Origin of the sequence: Nostoc sp. (assembly GCF_036917375.1) — a bacterium.
In the GTDB taxonomy this organism is placed as follows: Bacteria; Cyanobacteriota; Cyanobacteriia; order Cyanobacteriales; family Nostocaceae; genus Nostoc.
This window is the reverse complement of record NZ_JBALDN010000100.1, coordinates 15,071-29,036: the sequence shown is the minus strand read 5'-3', so window position 1 is coordinate 29,036 and position 13,966 is coordinate 15,071. Positions and strand designations below refer to the sequence as shown.

The window sequence follows — 13,966 nt, the reverse complement described above, 5'->3', positions numbered from 1 at the left end:
TATCTGCCTTGGGAGTCGTAGAGTGCCGCTAGGTTGTTGAGGCTAGTGGCGACATCTGGATGTTCTTCACCCAGCAGCTTGCGCCTGAGTGCTAAAGCTTGGATATAAAGGGGTTCGGCTTCGCTGTATCTGCCTTGGGAGTTGTAGAGCAACGCTAGGTTGTTGAGGCTAGAGGCAACAGATGGATGTTCTTCACCCAGCAGCTTGCGCCTGAGTGCTAAGGCTTGGATATAAAGGGGTTCGGCTTCGCTGTATCTGCCTTGGGAACGGTAGAGTGCCGCTAGGTTGTTGAGGCTAGAGGCGACATCTGGATGTTCTTCACCCAGCAGCTTGCGCCTGAGTGCTAAGGCTTGGATGTAAAGGGGTTCGGCTTCGCTGTATCTGCCTTGGGAGTCGTAGAGTGCCGCTAGGTTGTTGAGGCTAGAGGCGACAGATGGATGTTCTTCACCCAGCAGCTTGCGCCTGAGTGCTAAGGCTTGGATGTAAAGGGGTTCGGCTTCGCTGTATCTGCCTTGGGAACGGTAGAGTGACGCTAGGTTGTTGAGGCTACTAGCTAAGTCTCTATCTAAACCTAACTCTTTTTGCAGTTCAACAGCCTTACAAAGATACTCAATAGCCAAGTCTTGTTCGGTTTTATAATCTTGAGACTCACCATGCTGTAATCTTCTTCTGTAAATATTCCCCAGGCTTAAATACAACGTAACCAAACTAGGATCTTTTTCTCCCCTTTGCAGTTCTGTCTGCTCAATTAACTTTCTTAAGTCTTCTATAGGCAAAAAATAAGGGTTCTCATCATCAAAGCCTGAAAACTCGCTCTCAGTAAATGCAAAGCGTATAGGTTCCAGTTCTCTACGAGAAACTGCAATAGTCTTTCTAGATAAAAATCGGAATACACCCTTGCGCCAACTCCAGAAATCTGGGGCTTTTTTAATCAAGTTGATTAAAATTTGGTTAGTTACCCAAAGAATAATTGGATAAGGAAACTCGCGTAAAGCTTCCCTTGTCCATTGCAAGTAACCAAAAAAGATTTCTTGTTGCGATCTATCCTCTCCTTGTTTGAGAAAATAAAGCTGCTCTACACCTGTTACAGTAATCACAGCTTTACCTCCCCCAAGCAAATATTCTTCACTTTGCACCAAGTGATAAAGAGCCGCCCTAAGACTCGGTTCACCCCCCGCTAATACCACTCGATAAGTACGAAATTCAGGTTCTAATTCTGCTGCATAATGAGCAATGATTTGCTCTCGTAAATTTAAGTCATCACAAACACCTATTAGCAGACTCAAACCCTGTTCTTTCGCCTGAATACTCACAATCAAATCATCATAAGCATCTTGATTTTGTTCGTCACTCTCAAATAATTCCTTGGCTGCCATTTATCAACCCCTGTTCTTTCAATAATTCCACAACAATCGGGTGAACATCGTACCAGTTTTGACGATTGCGATATTCCAAAACATAAAGCCCGTGGAGCAAATCTAAAAACTCTGGATCTTTAGGATCATCAGGGATAAAATTTTCATAAGTAATTCGTAATATTTCATAATCCAACTTACCTAAAGGCACAGCAAAGTCATTACGAATACTATTAATTGCTTTATCTAAAATATCATCATCAATAATTACTGCCTCTCCCGGTTTGTGCCGGATTAAACGCAGACAAATTCTGCAACATTCATTAGCAATTCTAATTAGCTCTCGCAGCACACCACCGCTATTTAAAACAATTTTTTCTGCGGCTGGTATTTCTATCAAATCATCTGCAATCCGCTTATTTAAGATTTCACACAAAACATCTTGAGCCTCAGGGCGAGGTTGTGAGCCAGCCTGACGACTTTTGCCCTTTTCAAACAACTTCAAAACAGGCATAACCACAATTTGATCGTTTGTTTCCGTCTCAATTAATGGTCTGAGAAACTTATCTCGTAAAACAGCAATAGGTATAGTGTAAATGATTCTAAAATTAGGTAAACAGAGAGCTTTGATATTATCTCGATAAATATCATTAACTCTTCCCAGTTCCAGTTTGTCTAGGTCATCAATAATCACTAAAACATCTTTCTTAGAAGCTAATCTTACCAAAGCCGCAATTTCATTAATACGGGCAACCAAATCTGTGATTTTTCTCTCAAACTCCTGCTTAATTTCATAACGAACAGCAGCATCAGCTTTTAATTTCGTGCTAATTAGTTTGAGCAAGTCAAAACCCACAGAACTTTCAGCCTCAAGATTTAGCTCCTCAGTCTTAGTTCGAGTTGCAAACCATTTATACAAAGCATCTTTAGTTGACTGAGGAATTTCAACCTGGCGTGCTTCTGCCTCATACATTAAATTAACTGCAATGGCAAACAGAATATTAATATGGTTAACATCCGACATTTCAATGGTGTCAGATATGGAGAATAAAACCACAAAATAACGGTCGTGAAATTGCCTGCTAAATTCAGCTAACAACGTAGATTTACCACAACCCCGATGTCCTGTGAAAATAATCTTGCCATCACCAGTAGGACTGTCTTCAACTAATTGTTCTAACTCTTCAATTACTTCACCACCGTAATTAACTCGGAATTGATCTAATTCCTTTTCTTGCAGGAGCGGCAATAACTCCAGATTTCTATATGCTTTCTGAAATGATTTTAATAATTCTTCAGACATTTGCTCTTAGGGGCTAAGGGTAAAGTATCAATTTACATTCTAAACTAGAGCGATGTCTACGACGGGCTACGCCAACGCCCTCAGAACACCATCATTCCACCTCAGAACACGACACTCTAAGCTTAGAACACGACACTCTGAGCTTGGAACACGAAACTCCGAGCTTAGAACACAACACTCTGAGTTAAAGCGATCGCTCCTTCAAGTTTTAGGATGGTAGGCTTTGCACAAAACCTGTAAATTTGTATCCCCATGTAGTCTATTCTGGATTTGGGGGAAGACAAAGCGTAGCTTTGGGGTTCTTATTTATGATTTATGCAAGGGGTCTATTTTTTTTAATTTCATATATTCCCAGCAAACCTGCCGCTAATAGCAAAGGTAAATAATAGTAGACTCCCCGATAAACTAGCATTGATCCCAAAACAGCCGCAGCCGAAACTTTTGAAGAGAGAATCAGCAAAATTATAGTTTCAAATACTCCCAAACCACCGGGGACATTGCTAACCACACCTGCAAACATCGCTAGTAAATAAATGCCCAAAAAGTCTAAATATGACAAAGATATATTACTAGGAAGTAAAGCATAAAGAACTGCTGCCGCAAGAATCCAGTCAAAACTAGAAATAGCTATTTGAGCCAGGGATATTGTAAAAGAAGGAAATCGAAATTCATGTCCCCGAATTATTAATGGTTGTTTTATAAAAATACTTCCTAGTAAATAAGCCGTAACTAATAGCAGAAAAATTACGCCGATAGGACGCACAGTAGCAAAAGGTAAATGTAATTGACTAGGAATCTTCAGTGGGTTGATGAGGAACAAAAAACCTGCAACGGCAAACATTCCCAACCAAAAGGTAAAATTGGCGAAAGCAATTACTTGAGCGATCGCAACTGCTGACACTCCCCAAGTAGCATAAAATCGATAACGGATAGCACTGCCAGTCAGCAAGGCAAAACCGATGGTATTACTAAATGCAGAGCTAATAAAGTTAGTGAAAGCTATCTTATTACAACTTAGGGAGCGATTAATGTAGTTAAAACCTAAGATATCGTACCCAATCATCACTAAATAGCCCAAAGCTGTCAGCCAAATTGCCCAATTTACGCGATTTTTGGGAATAGCAGCTAGAGAGTTGAGGATATCACGATAATTATACTCACGTAATTCGTTAGCGATCGCCAACAGGGAAAGCACCAGCAACAACAAGCCAAACAAAGAACTGAAATTCAGTTGCAGCTTTTTAAGCATAGTAAAGAAACTTATCCTAACCTTGACTTTTAATTTACAACCAGTCGTAAAGTTTCCATTCTGTTGACACAGCGTTGACATATCATTTGCATAAGATTTTGAAAACAAGCAACGACTACTCCATGCTCAATTCCCTTCAAAGATGAACTACAAACAATCTAAAACTCTCTTGTTATTTTCAGTATTAACCCTAGTTGGCTGTAATTTCTCCCAAATTGTCATCGCAAAACCACCGCAACAGCAGGATTTACAAACAACGCCTTCCGTTGTTCCAACCCAGCGCAACACTAGCAACTCAGAAACTCTCCTAACCTACAAAATTGAAACCTACGATAGTCAAGCAATGGGTGCAAGTCGCACTTATGGCGTTTCTTTACCTCCTGGCTATGAGCAAAACCCCAAACAAAGGTATCCTGTAATCTTTCTCCTCCACGGTGGACATGGTAATCCCAGTGATTGGTTTATTCAGAATAAGGGACAAGCTCTCAAGACTGTAGAACAACTTTATACTACAGGTAAGTTGCCACCCAGCATCATCATTACACCAGATGGCAACGACAAACGTGGCTCTAGTCCGTACCGAGATCCAGAATATTTCGATGGCCCTAATGGTAAAGTCTCTACAGCCGTGGGCGATGAGTTAGTAAAAGTTGTGCAAAGCCGTTATCGGACAATAAATAATCCAAATTTTTGGGCGATAGGTGGTTTATCTTCTGGTGGTTGGGGAGCAATGAATGTCGGATTACACAACCTAGATCGTTTCTCGATTTTATTTAGTCATAGTGGTTATTTTAATGATAAAAGTGGCCCGGCGAATAGCCCAATATTTTATATCAAAACCATTCCAATACAAGCTCAAAAAAGGTTAAAAATCTACCTGGATTCGGGTACATCAGATATTGATGAAATCAAGGAAGCCGAGCGATTTAGTAAAGTACTAAATCAACTGAAAATTTATAATTCATTTCGTCAGTTTCCTGGTAGTCACACTTGGCAATACTGGCGGAAACATTTAGCAGATTCATTAACATTTGTCGGCGAACAATTTCGAGCCTCCGAAACAGCAAATATGGCTGATAAAACTTTAAGTATTCATCATAAAAAATACTCAAAATAATTGACAATCCATAGTAAAATCTCTAAGCTAGTAATGAAAAGTTTGTAGTAAGCACTTTAGTGCTGAGAAAATTAAGGACTGAAGTCCTTACTACGAACTTGCTTACCCATCAATTTAAATTTGACAGACTACTAGTAGAAATAATATTATTTTGCCAACCAGTTAATACTTTAAAACCACAGTCAAAAAGTATACTGCTATTTGTAAAATATTCATTATAGTAAGTTCTAATGGAGGTAATTTTTTTAAGTTAAAAGAATATAAAGAATATGAAGATTTCTAAATTTTTAATTGGCTTATTAGGAGCGATCGCACTCCTCACTAGCGCTGGTTATTATTATGTATTCATCTTAGGTGCGCCACAACTAGACCCACCCAAAAAAGAGGCAAATACTGGGCTAAAGTTTCAATTAGCAACCTTCAACTCCCAAGCGATGGGTACAGTCCGTAACTACGGCGTGATTTTGCCCCCTAGTTATAGCAAAAATCCCCAAAAGCGCTACCCTGTGATATTCTTACTACATGGTGGTCATGATGATGCTCGTGCTTATGCTAATAAATATGCACTCTTAGACGTATTGCATGAACTTTATCAAAGTGGAAAATTACCGCCATCGATTGTGATTACACCTGATGGTAATGATAATCGCGGTTCTAGTCCTTTATACGACCCCGATTACTTTGATGGGCCGAATGGGAAAGTGGGAACTTTGATTGGTTCAGAATTAGTACAAGTTGTCAAGTCGCGCTACCGCACTTTGGAAGAACCCCAATTTTGGGCGCTGGGAGGTTTATCTTCTGGAGGATGGGGTGCATTTAATATCGGATTACGCTATCTCAACAACTTTCAGATTTTGTTTAGCCATAGCGGTTACTTTACTGATAACAGCGGTTCACAAAATAGTCCTCAACAAATTGTGCAACAGCTACCGGTTGAAGACAGAAAGCGATTGCGTGTTTACCTAGATGCGGGTGTGAACGATCCTAATTTGCTAGCTTCTACCAAAGCCTTCAACGAAACCTTAAATAAATTAGGCATTGCTCACGTATTTTATGCATTTCCTGGAGGTCATGGGTTGTCTGGTGCTAATGTAGGTTGGAACTACTTCCACAAACATCTTAAAGATTCACTCTTCTATGTCGGAGAACAGTTTAAACAATTCGGAGTTAAGAGTTTTAACGCCAAAACACATGACCAATGACCAATACAACTCTTGGAGAGGCTACGCCAACGACTACGCGGTAGTTGAATCTCGACTTACTTCGACTACGCTCAGTACAAGTCGCTCGATTACCGCACAGCGATGCACTGAGCTTGTCCTGAGTTTCGACTGCGCTCAACTACCGCGTAGCCGAAGGGCGTAGTCGTTGTGTTGAAACTCAGTACAAGTGACCAATGACAAATGACAAATGACAAATAATTTAAAAACTCAGATTGGACTTTGGAGTGCAGCTTTCCTAACAGGTTTAGTCGGAGTAGTAAATTTATTATCAGCAGTGACACCTAACCTTTATGGGCGGACTCACTGGTTAAAGGAATTTTTACCATTTGAAATTCGTGCCAGCGGTCATATATTCGCAGCATTAACTGGGTTTGTTTTATTAACACTTGCTACTAATTTATTACGCCGTAAAAGAATAGCCTGGTTACTGACCATTGGTTTACTAATAATTTCCATTTTTAGCCATTTGCTGAAGGGACTGGACTATGAAGAGAGTCTACTCTCTGGAGTTTTGCTGCTGCAATTAATCTTGATGCGCCATGATTTTACAGCGCAATCAGACCGTCCTTCCATTGCACGGGGAGTCAGAGTGCTGATAGGCGCTTTATTATTTACTCTGGCATACGGAACTATTGGATTTTATTTGTTAGACGGCAAATTTTCAGAGAATTTTAATTGGCGGGAAGCAATAGTTCAGACTTTGGCGATGTTCTTCACCGAGGATAATTGGGGACTGCAACCAAAGAGTCGATTTGGAGAATTTTTTGCTAATTCTATCTATATTATTGCCGCAGGTACTATTACTTATGCAATGGTAATGCTGTTGCAACCTGTGTTTTGGCGCAATCTAGCAACTACAAATGAGCGAAGACGAGTTAAAGAAATTGTCGAGCAATATGGATGTTCTTCTTTAGCAGCGCTCACTCTCTTAAATGATAAAAGTTATTATTTCAGTCCTTCGGGTAATAGTGTAATTGCTTATGTTCCCAAAGGACGGGGTGCGATCGCCTTGGGAGATCCCATCGGCCCCATTGAAGACCGCAAAGAGACAATTATTGCTTTCCAGCAGTTTTGTCAGCGCAATGACTGGTATCCTGGCTTTTACCAAACTATGCCCGATGATGTAGAGCTTTACAAGTCATTGGGGTTTAAGGTACTTAAGATTGGAGAAGAAGCGATCGTTGACTTAAAAAGTTTTACGTTACAAGGTAAAGCCGGTAAAAACTTTAGACCATCAATCAGTCGTTTAACTAAACTAGGATACCAAATTGACTTTTACCAACCACCCATCGCCAATGATGTATTGCATCGGCTCAAATCTGTGAGTGATGAATGGTTGAAAATGGTACAAGGCTCAGAAAAACAATTTTCTTTGGGTTGGTTTGACGAAGCTTACCTGCGAGAGTGTGAGATTGCTGTGGTGCTAAATCCTGAAGGTAATATCACCGCCTTTGCCAACATTATCCGGGAGTACCAACTTAACGAAGCGACTATTGACATGATGCGACATCGCTCGTCTCTGGAAAATGGCACAATGGACTTTCTATTTATTTCCCTGCTCCAGCATTTTAAAGAGAATGGCTACGACAGCTTTAATTTCGGTCTTTCTGCGCTTGCGGGAGTTGGAGATAACCCGGAATCGCGCCGCTTGGAGAAAGTATTGCACTATCTTTACGAGCATTTAAATCGCTTCTACAACTTCAAGGGACTGCACGCCTACAAAGACAAGTTCCGCCCCCGTTGGGAACCACGTTATTTGGTTTACCCCAGTTTAGCCACCTTACCAGATGTAGTTGTAGCATTAATTCGCGCAGATTCAGGCGATCGCCTCTTCGATTATTTCAAACCCGGAGCCTAAATCTAGACTCAAAACAAAGTCACTCAAGGGTGCAAAGTTTAGAAAGCATATATTCTGACGTTATTCAGCAACACCATAACACCTCATTGCACAGCGATATCTACCAGGGGCTACGCCTACACAACTTGCCCTTTGTATGATACAATTGTACTATAAATTATGCAAGGCTGTTCTTCGCGTTGCCTAAATTCCCAGGGAATAGACTCAAACAAACTTTGCGTTCCTCTGCGCTATACTCTGCGCCCCTCTGCGTTTAAACTTAAACCCTCAATCGTCCACGAACTTACCATTAAATTTCGCACGGTAAGAACAGTTTATTTTGGAATATTAATAGACTTAAATAACTGTTGCTATAAAAGATTCTTGACCTTTATATGGAAGGTGGCAATATGACAAAGAATCAGATTTCTCTAGTAGAACTAATCAAAATTTTTGCCGAATATCGCAACAATATTATCATTAATATCAAGCACTTACAAGAACATTATCAAAGAACAGGTATTAAACGTATTAGAGGTATTAGAAACGAAAATGGAGAACTGTTACAACCTTGGTTGACAACAGAATATATAGATAACGCTGAGTATGTTGATATGGGCGAGTTTAAGTTTAGCCGCAATACTGCTACTATCAATATGCTTATCAAACGTAGAGTTAAACTTGCCAAAGTTGAAGACCAAACTCCTACTATTGAAGTAGCAGGCTTGTTAGTAAATGACCTCAACACCTTTAATAATTACACAATTGTAAGTGACGGCAAAATCAACGTAAATTCATTACAAGTCAAAATTAGCAGTAAAAAAGTCTTTGACTTACTCAAACAAAAAGGCATACTGGATGCAGAAGAATTTGACTTTCGGGCAGAATATACGATTCAGTTAGATAACTTGCCACTTGTAGCTACTAATAGTCGTTACAGCAGTATTGATGGACTATTCAATGAACTAGCAGAAATTAAAGTACTGACTAGTATTATTTGCGCTCACTTGAAAAAAGAATCAGATGTATTTATCGAGGCGCAGTTAGATGAGTTTAAAAAGCACTATCTATCTAAGAATACTTACATCAACTTTCCTACAACCAATGAATACGCTGATATCAGCGAAGCTTTAGCTAATGGTACTCTTGACTCAAAATTGAGTTATAAAATCGATATCGGCAGTCAAGACATTCTGAACTTGAGTAAGTTACCTTCTGCTAACAAGTTTCTCAATAGAATGTATCGTCTTTATGACAAAGAAACTGGAGAAATTATCATTAAACCGAGTTTCGAGATGGCATTTAATCAGAATTTCGCTGTGAGGCACAGGTTACTGTCATCACGTACCAAGATTACAAAAGTTGACGAATTGATGAAACCAATTTTTGATGATTTTCTTGGGCTTGAGCAAAATGGTATTGTTGGAGGTATTCTTCAGAAAGTTGGTGCTGATAGTTTAGCGCAGTTATTGTGGGACAAACAAGCTGGTAAGCAGATAAATAAAGAAGAAATGGTTGCAGCTTTAACAGTGGCAAATAAAAAGTTAGAAGAATATGCAGAAAATATCTACCAAGATAAAATATCTCCCTTAGTATTTTACATAGGTTCTACTGGATTATTGCCAGGTCAAATGGAAGTCAAAGCCATGACTGCTGATGAAGCTGCTGCTAAATACTCAAGTTTGCAATTTTCTAAAAATGAGCAAGAAGGCAGTTTTTTTGCAGTTGGTGATAGTATTATCAGTCTTTATACTAAAACAGAATATTATAGTAAAGTTATTTCTGCCAGTATAGATAATTAGATTATATAGCAGTTACAATCTTTGCTGATTACATAGTGGCACAAATAGTTGTGTCACTACAAATGTGTATTATGAATCTAATTGATACAGCAGTTTTCTTTTGCATGAGGTACAAATTCACTGGTTTTGAGGCAGGAGGCAGTGGTTCGGCTTCGCTCACCAACCAGGCAGGAGGGAGAAGAATAATTTGATTTGTGAATCCTTGGTTCTGTACCTCATTTAGTTGCAAACTGCTGTAACTGCTGGAAAAACCTCATATAAAATTCCAAAATATTAAATATTTTTAGTATTTTTGCACTTCTTTATTGTCAAGAAGTAAATTTGGCTGTATGGATTTATTTTGTCGAATAGGAATCTCAATTATAAATGTTGCTCCTTGTCCTAGAGATGAAATACATTGCAGTTGACCTTGATGTTTTTCTGTGACAATTTGATAACTAATTGACATCCCTAAACCAGTTCCCTTACCTACTACTTTAGTTGTAAAGAAGGGATCAAATAGACGTTGTTGAATTTCTTGCGACATTCCCACTCCATTGTCAGCAATCTCAATAGCAACCCAATCTGAGTTGAGTAACTCAGTGCGAATAGTGATTTGTGGATTACAACTTGACTTCTGGTTATTGACATATAACTCTTCCAAAGCATCGATCGCGTTAGTAATAATATTTATAAACACCTGGTTAAGTTGACCAGCGTAACACTCTATTAGAGGAAGTTGAGCATACTCTTTAATAATTTGAATTTGGGAACTGTCAGGTTTGGCTTTGAGGCGGTTTTGCAGAATCATTAGCGTACTATCAATACCGCTATGAACATCCACTGCTTTCATTTCTGCTTCATCCAGCCGTGAGAAGTTCCGCAACGACAGTACAATGTTGCGAATGCGATCGCTTCCCATTTGCATAGAATCTAGCAATTTTTGTAGGTCTTGAATAACAAAATCTAACTCGATTGCTTCTATTCCTTCCTGAATCAATGGTGTTGGATGAGGATATTCTTTTTGGTAAAGTTGCAGTATTTTTAGCAATTGTTGGATGTATTCTTTAGCATGAGTGATATTACCATTGATAAAGCTAATGGGATTATTAATTTCGTGAGCTACACCCGCGACTAATTGTCCTAAAGAAGACATTTTTTCTGTTTGAATTAGTTGTGCTTGGGTCTTTTGTAATTGTTTAAGGGTTTCTTGAAGTTGTTGATTCTTTTGAGTTAATTCCTGCTCCCTTTGTCGCAAAGCAGCCTCGGCTTTTTTGACAGCAGTAATATCTAAACCCATTTCCACAACCATCGGCTCACCATTCATATCCTTGAATGGATAATCGTAAATTTGATATATCCGGCCTGTTTTACTATCCACCCATTCCCAGAGTTGCGGAGCATTACTGTCAAAAACGCGAAAGGTAGGACATTCAGGACAAGGTTGTTTTAATCCGGCGATCGCTTCGTAACAACGTTTCCCTGTAGGATCTCCAAATACCTCGCGAAAGCGTTGGTTATAAAATCCCACCCCATAATCCTTGGGTTGCAGATAGAGAAAAGCTGGTAACTGATTGAGTAGGTTATAAAGGCTTTCCCGTTCAGTTTGTAGGGCTTCTATTCGCCGCAGTTGTTGGCTAATGTCTTTACCTACTGCATAAATGAGTCCCTTTTGAGAAGTTGATAAACTCCAACACAACCACCGATAACTACCATCTTTATGAAGATAACGGCTATCCCAGTGCAACTGTTGCTGTGGTTCCGTTGGCAAGTGACTGATTGTGATATCCTCTGGATGCACTAATCCCAGCCACGAATACCCGATTAAGTTTTCCGCTTTCCATCCCAACACTTGTTCCCATGCTGGATTAACTTGCTGGTAAAAACCATCTTGTCCGATGATACAAAATAGGTCAGATGAAAGGTTAAAAAAGTCTTCCAGATCAAACACAGTAATCTTGTCACTCAAGTTGTGCCTTTAAGGTAACTAAGCATATCCACTAACTTCAATGTTAAGATTACTGAAGTAATTCCTATCCAATATTCTTCAGTACTTTTACTTAAAAAAACATGTGTGGCAACTGCCTATCATCAGCGGTTGCCTAAAATACAGCTAGAGCTTGGGCCGATCGCAGAAGAAATTGGACTTGTGGATGAAGTCATCGTTCCAATAAAAGCGCATATAATCTGTAAAGACAGTAATAAAAAAATAGTGTAGTAAATTATTTTTAAATCTTTATTAATAATTTGAAAATAGCGCTCTACAAAAGAAGAATAACCTGCAATACCCACAGAACCAAAGCTTCCAACAATCAATAATCTTATCAATAATTCAATGGCAGAAGTAAAGGGCGATCGCTCACGATCCAAACAGGTCATAAAATTACCTTTTTCAATTACAAAATTTCCTAAAACGGAGTTAAATAGCTCTGGTTGTACAACCATTAATTGTGGACTTATTTCCTGAGGATATTTAACTAAATGATTATTTATAGAATGCCATTTATTACTATATTGACCTACAGATATGTACTCTCCATTGATTCTCCAGATGGTAAAAGCACAGCAGCAATACTCAAGGCAATACTAGTAGCAGCAACCACAACTTTTTGCTTGATTTTCATTTAAATTTTCCTTTGCCTAAATATTTGCTGTTTACATCCCCAATCCTGACCGGATAAAAAAATCAGCAATCCCACCAAGTCCTATCCCAAAACCCGGAACTATAAATAGAACCATCATGGCAAAAAGTCCGAATTGGGTATATTCCAGTGGCTTTAGCTGAGGAAATATCTCACTGAAGACATGAAAGCCGTCGAGTGGTGGAATTGGTAGCAGATTAAACAGAAATAAGGTCAAATTTATCCGAGCTGCTAGGTAAATAAATTCGGCACTAAATAGTCCTGAAAGACTCAAATTAGCGAGAATTTTAAGCATCATAATAAATAAAATGCCTAAAGCCAGATTTGATAATGGTCCAGCAGCGGATACCAAAATATTGCCTAGCTTACCTGAGCGAAACTTAGATGGGTTGACGGGCATTTGTCCCCAAGCTATACCCATGAGACAGAGAAAGATGATTGATTCTTTGCCCATGTGAACTACAGGATTAAGCGTCAGATGACCAGTTTGTTCTGGAGTGTTATCTCCCTGACTCATCGCAGCCCAGCCGTGAGCAAGTTCATGCAAAGTGATGGAAAATATGACAATTACAACGATTCTGAAAAAATGAATCGGGTTTGTGATTAGTGTTTCGATAAACATACGTTACTAAATTTTGGTAATGCCCTATCTGTGTAAAATTAAAATTATTGTATAAATTTTGTCAAAAACACTACTTAAAATACCACTGTAATTTTTGGTATATTTTATAAATTAAAATTTACTACTTTTATTAATCTCAGTTGATTTTATAGCTTAAAAAAAAGTAGTTCATAACACTTTAAGGATTTGAAAACCTGAGAATAACTACGTATTTATTTTATTTTTTAGTATCTAAAAACTTAATTTATTAGTTGTTGACTTATTTAAGTGTATAATAATATACTTAAGACTTGCAAAATCACAAATCACAGATAGATGAGCTGTATTTGTGTCTAACTGCATCTATAGTTTTATGTTTCTCTGACTCAAAACAGAGTCGCTATTGTCTTGTTATTTGGGTATATCATGCAAAGTTAATTTTATTACCTGATATAGCAATAGATTTACTAATAATCTTTAAGAAAATTACGCAGAAATCAGCTTCAATGAGACAATCTGACCTAATCTTCTCAACCTAAAGGAAGACATGAACGATCGCACAAAGGCTCTCCAGGCTCTCGCGGCTGAACGTTGGCGGGTATCCCTGATTCTCAGCGGAGCCATGATGTTTATTTACTTCGGCTTTATCCTATTAATCGCGTTCAATAAGCCCCTGCTGGGGTCATTAGTAGTTCCTGGACTCAGCCTGGGAATTTTACTAGGAGCGCTGGTAATTGTCTCAGCATGGGTATTAATTTTTATCTACGTGCGTTGGGCAAATAGTAGTTACGACGACCAAATAGCCAGGCTGACACGCAAATGAAGAGTGCTGAGTAATACTTAAATCATTTAGCACTC

11 protein-coding genes are annotated in these 13,966 nt (G+C 38.8%); 5 read left to right on the top strand and 6 right to left on the bottom strand.

Annotation, left to right across the window (positions count from 1 at the left end; all coding sequences use genetic code 11):
• From V7K45_RS27300 to V7K45_RS27290, 3 genes are all read right to left on the bottom strand, one after another.
• Window positions 1-1,376, bottom strand: a 1,376-nt coding sequence (locus tag V7K45_RS27300) for a tetratricopeptide repeat protein (protein WP_335008229.1), incomplete at its 3' end; no start/stop codon positions are given.
• On the bottom strand, window positions 1,354-2,658 hold the full coding sequence (locus V7K45_RS27295; protein ID WP_335008227.1) for an ATP-binding protein: 1,305 nt from the start codon (window positions 2,656-2,658) through the stop codon (window positions 1,354-1,356). The genes V7K45_RS27300 and V7K45_RS27295, both read right to left, overlap by 23 nt.
• Before the next feature lie 313 nt (window positions 2,659-2,971).
• Complete coding sequence (locus V7K45_RS27290) at window positions 2,972-3,907, bottom strand: lysylphosphatidylglycerol synthase domain-containing protein (RefSeq protein ID WP_335008225.1); 936 nt, start codon at window positions 3,905-3,907, stop codon at window positions 2,972-2,974.
• 142 nt (window positions 3,908-4,049) lie between these two features.
• Between V7K45_RS27290 and V7K45_RS27285 the strand changes: the two genes are divergently transcribed.
• The 4 genes from V7K45_RS27285 to V7K45_RS27270 all read left to right on the top strand — a co-directional run bounded on the left by V7K45_RS27285 (window position 4,050) and on the right by V7K45_RS27270 (window position 9,886).
• On the top strand, window positions 4,050-5,024 hold the full coding sequence (locus V7K45_RS27285; RefSeq protein ID WP_335008223.1) for an alpha/beta hydrolase: 975 nt from the start codon (window positions 4,050-4,052) through the stop codon (window positions 5,022-5,024).
• Window positions 5,025-5,293: 269 nt separating this feature from the next.
• Complete coding sequence (locus V7K45_RS27280; protein ID WP_335008221.1) at window positions 5,294-6,226, top strand: alpha/beta hydrolase; 933 nt, start codon at window positions 5,294-5,296, stop codon at window positions 6,224-6,226.
• Between the two features lie 208 nt (window positions 6,227-6,434).
• Window positions 6,435-8,105, top strand: coding sequence for a phosphatidylglycerol lysyltransferase domain-containing protein (locus V7K45_RS27275; protein WP_335008219.1), 1,671 nt, complete (start codon window positions 6,435-6,437; stop codon window positions 8,103-8,105).
• 389 nt (window positions 8,106-8,494) lie between these two features.
• Window positions 8,495-9,886, top strand: a complete 1,392-nt coding sequence (locus tag V7K45_RS27270; protein WP_335008217.1) for a hypothetical protein — start codon at window positions 8,495-8,497, stop codon at window positions 9,884-9,886.
• Between the two features lie 283 nt (window positions 9,887-10,169).
• Here the strand turns inward: V7K45_RS27270 and V7K45_RS27265 are convergent, their stop codons facing one another.
• From V7K45_RS27265 to V7K45_RS27255, 3 genes are all read right to left on the bottom strand, one after another.
• Window positions 10,170-11,816 (bottom strand): PAS domain-containing sensor histidine kinase, encoded by a 1,647-nt coding sequence (locus V7K45_RS27265; RefSeq protein WP_335008215.1) that lies wholly within the window; start codon window positions 11,814-11,816, stop codon window positions 10,170-10,172.
• A gap of 140 nt (window positions 11,817-11,956) precedes the next feature.
• Window positions 11,957-12,310, bottom strand: a complete 354-nt coding sequence (locus V7K45_RS27260; protein WP_335008213.1) for a hypothetical protein — start codon at window positions 12,308-12,310, stop codon at window positions 11,957-11,959.
• 210 nt (window positions 12,311-12,520) lie between these two features.
• Window positions 12,521-13,129, bottom strand: coding sequence for a site-2 protease family protein (locus V7K45_RS27255; RefSeq protein WP_335008211.1), 609 nt, complete (start codon window positions 13,127-13,129; stop codon window positions 12,521-12,523).
• Window positions 13,130-13,655: 526 nt separating this feature from the next.
• Between V7K45_RS27255 and V7K45_RS27250 the strand changes: the two genes are divergently transcribed.
• A complete protein-coding gene (locus tag V7K45_RS27250; RefSeq protein WP_096536625.1) occupies window positions 13,656-13,931 on the top strand; it encodes a DUF485 domain-containing protein in 276 nt (91 codons plus the stop codon).
• The last annotated feature ends 35 nt before the right edge of the window (window positions 13,932-13,966 follow it).